Raw genomic sequence first — 2,961 nt, 5'->3', positions numbered from 1 at the left:
CAACCCAAAACTTCAGCAATTTCTAACTGTGTTTTTCCACTATTCAACAACAGCAAAATTAAAATACGTTCTCTAATATTTCCATTTTATTCTATTTTTAAGGCTTTTTGAAGTATTGTTTTTTGCTGTCAGATAATTTTTTGCTGGCATATTTCCTATTATTGGGTTATTTATTAATTTTTATTATACCAATTTAAATGCCGAACAGCTTAAATTAATAAGTTTATGGCAAAATTTGACCCAACTTTGAGCATGTAAGCCTATATAAAAACTGGACGGTGCGCGCCTCCCCAAGACCGCGCTGGATCACTTTTACCATCAATCCTATGTTCAAAACTCAAATACAAACGCTATATGAGTTGAATTAATGTGAAGAGGGATAAACCAAATTAGTACAGAAAGTGAAGAGGGATAAGGGACTTGCATGTAAAAAAAATACCAATTAAAGTAGGGTGGGCAAAGTTATCTTATCTAGAAGACTCATTTGAACCAAAATATTTTTGCCCACCCTACAAGCTATGTTCACAACTCAAATACAAACGCTATATGAGTTGAATTAATGTGAAGAGGGATAAACCAAATTAGTACAGAAAGGGATAGCCTGATATGGAGGTAACACTAATAACATGGATTATCAGTCTGACTTGCTTATTCCTAATCACATTTCTGATGTCAGTGCAACTTGTTGCTGTATTCAACCCTGGTGGTGAGTTGGCAATACTAAAAATACATGATAGTTAAGCTTACCATTTTGATCTTTAAATCTTTGATGAGCTTGAATTTGATACATTTGTGTTACTATATTATTGAACACTTCTTCATTCTTGGAATTCAGTTTACACAGTAGCCATAGTCTCGATTTTGTTGCGGGTAACTCCTCAAACCAATCTTCCATACTACCTTCTTTAAGTTTAGTTCTTGAAGAGGGTGGTCTAGGTGCTACTACAATTTCAGCAGAACCATGATCGTAGTGGAATAATGGTAAGGTATTTATCCAACTTTCTATAGCCCAAACCACAATGTCATCGTCTTTTTCATGTGTTTTAATCATGTGAACCATGCCTCGAAAATCTCGATGTAAATCAGCTCTGTAGTAGTTAGATAAACCATTAAATACTGCCAAACCGTACAAGAAAATTATGATTAAGGCAATGATAGTATTTCGATGCCAAACCTTGACTAAAGCTGATGCCAGGAGGATCAAAAAGTAGGGAACTGTAAATAGTAAGTATCGATCTAACCAAATTGAGAAGAAAAGATTAGAAGCTAAGAAAATTTGCATTACAGGTAGAAATCCCCAGGCTGCTACCCAAAGCGTTTTACTGGAATTTTCTTTCCTAAGTGCAGTAACTAAAGCTATACCTACCAAGATTATCAAGGATAAAGTGATTATTCTATAGACCCATATTAAACTATTATCTGGGTTTACATTATCTGCTAAAAAGGGTGGCAAAACTACAAATTCTCTCAAGAATCTGATGCAATTAACAATATTAGGAGATGGACGACTTTGTTGTACTGGGTCAGTTGAAAAATTCCTAGTCGCTGGGATTAGTTTTAACAGCAAAAGTGGAGACCAAACAACACACATGATTAGGAGCCATTTGGCAAACTTAATTACCACATTATATTGCCCACGAAACTTAATTATAACTAGGAATAAATCTGCAAAAATTAGAGTTACATTTAAGGGTAACGTTAAAATTGATATTAATCGAAATACTGCCCACCAAGCCATTGCAAAATTAGATGGACGCTCCAACACCTGAATCATAAATAAAGTACCCAATAGACCAGAGAATGTAGTTAACGAGTACATTCTTACCTGTTGAGAATGATAGACAAATAATGGAGAAAGAGTCAGTAAAATTGCAGCGATATATCCCTCTAGTTTAGAGCTTAAACGACAGCTAATTAAGTAGGTTAGAAAAATACTACCTATGCCAAAAAATGATGCTAAACTCCGCAACCAAGCATCGCTATTCCCAAATTTCATCCAGACACTGAGAAGTAGATAATAAATTGGGCGAATTAAATTTTGAGGTGGAAAACCTTTTCCTGTCTTAACATCTCTGACGCTGTAAAGCTCATCAATCCAAAGACTTTGCCTATCTATTTGGTGGTGATACAATATAAGAGCTGTTAACAGAATAAATAGTATAGGAAGCCATCTTTTTATTGGACTAAATTTTTCATATAATCCTAGTATTTTTTTTATGATAAACTGCATAATAAACTGACCTCATTAAGAATCATATTATAGCAACGTAAGTCATGGTAAACGCATAAATTGGGTAGTAAATATAACCTAAATAAGTGATTAAATCAGTTTTTTTAATTCGAATAAATTCCATACTAAAGGAGTTTTTTTTGTTCAAATTCGTTGAATTTGAACAAAAATAAAAGGAGGATTGCGTACGCAACCATAATCTAGAGTACTCTCAAATCGACCAAGGGTAAAACGGCCAATAATTGAGCAATGTTTTGGGCTTATTGAGAATCAACAGGTTGATTAGATATTTATTATACTATTGTTGAATTATTGACTGTAATTTTTGATACAAATTTAGATGCGTTTACCCTGCAACGAAAGGTAAGCATTCAGCCGTGAGCTTTTAGCTCACGCTACTTGAGGTGCTGTCAGCCGTCAGCTTATTTTATTCAAAAGCACCTCTGCATCGCTTTGCGTCAATTCTTGTCCACTGTTCCCTGTTCCCTGTTCCCTGTTCCCGACTTCTGCAAGAAGTCTAATGTCTTGATGCAGTCTTGATATACCTACTGCATCAAGACTCCCTATTCCCTACTAATTGCCTTAAAACAGACTAGAACCGATACTTCTCTTCAGCACTAATCCTAAGCCCAGAAAGCCCAGAGCCAGTAGACCCTGAGACGACATCGGTTCAGGCACTGGCACTGCTAGAGGCAGTGGACCATTACCTGTCCCGGATTGCGTATCGTTCT

The 2,961-nt window shown here is 35.6% G+C and carries 1 protein-coding gene; it reads right to left on the bottom strand.

The window, feature by feature from the left end:
* Positions 1–694: 694 nt before the first annotated feature.
* Complete coding sequence (locus F6K37_RS36690) at positions 695–2,230, bottom strand: glycosyltransferase family 39 protein (RefSeq protein ID WP_287255902.1); 1,536 nt, start codon at positions 2,228–2,230, stop codon at positions 695–697.
* Positions 2,231–2,961 lie beyond the last annotated feature (731 nt).

The sequence above is a fragment of the Moorena sp. SIO4E2 genome (assembly GCF_010671945.1).
Classification (GTDB): Bacteria; Cyanobacteriota; Cyanobacteriia; order Cyanobacteriales; family Coleofasciculaceae; genus Moorena; species Moorena producens.
This window is presented reverse-complemented; position numbering and strand designations above follow the sequence as displayed.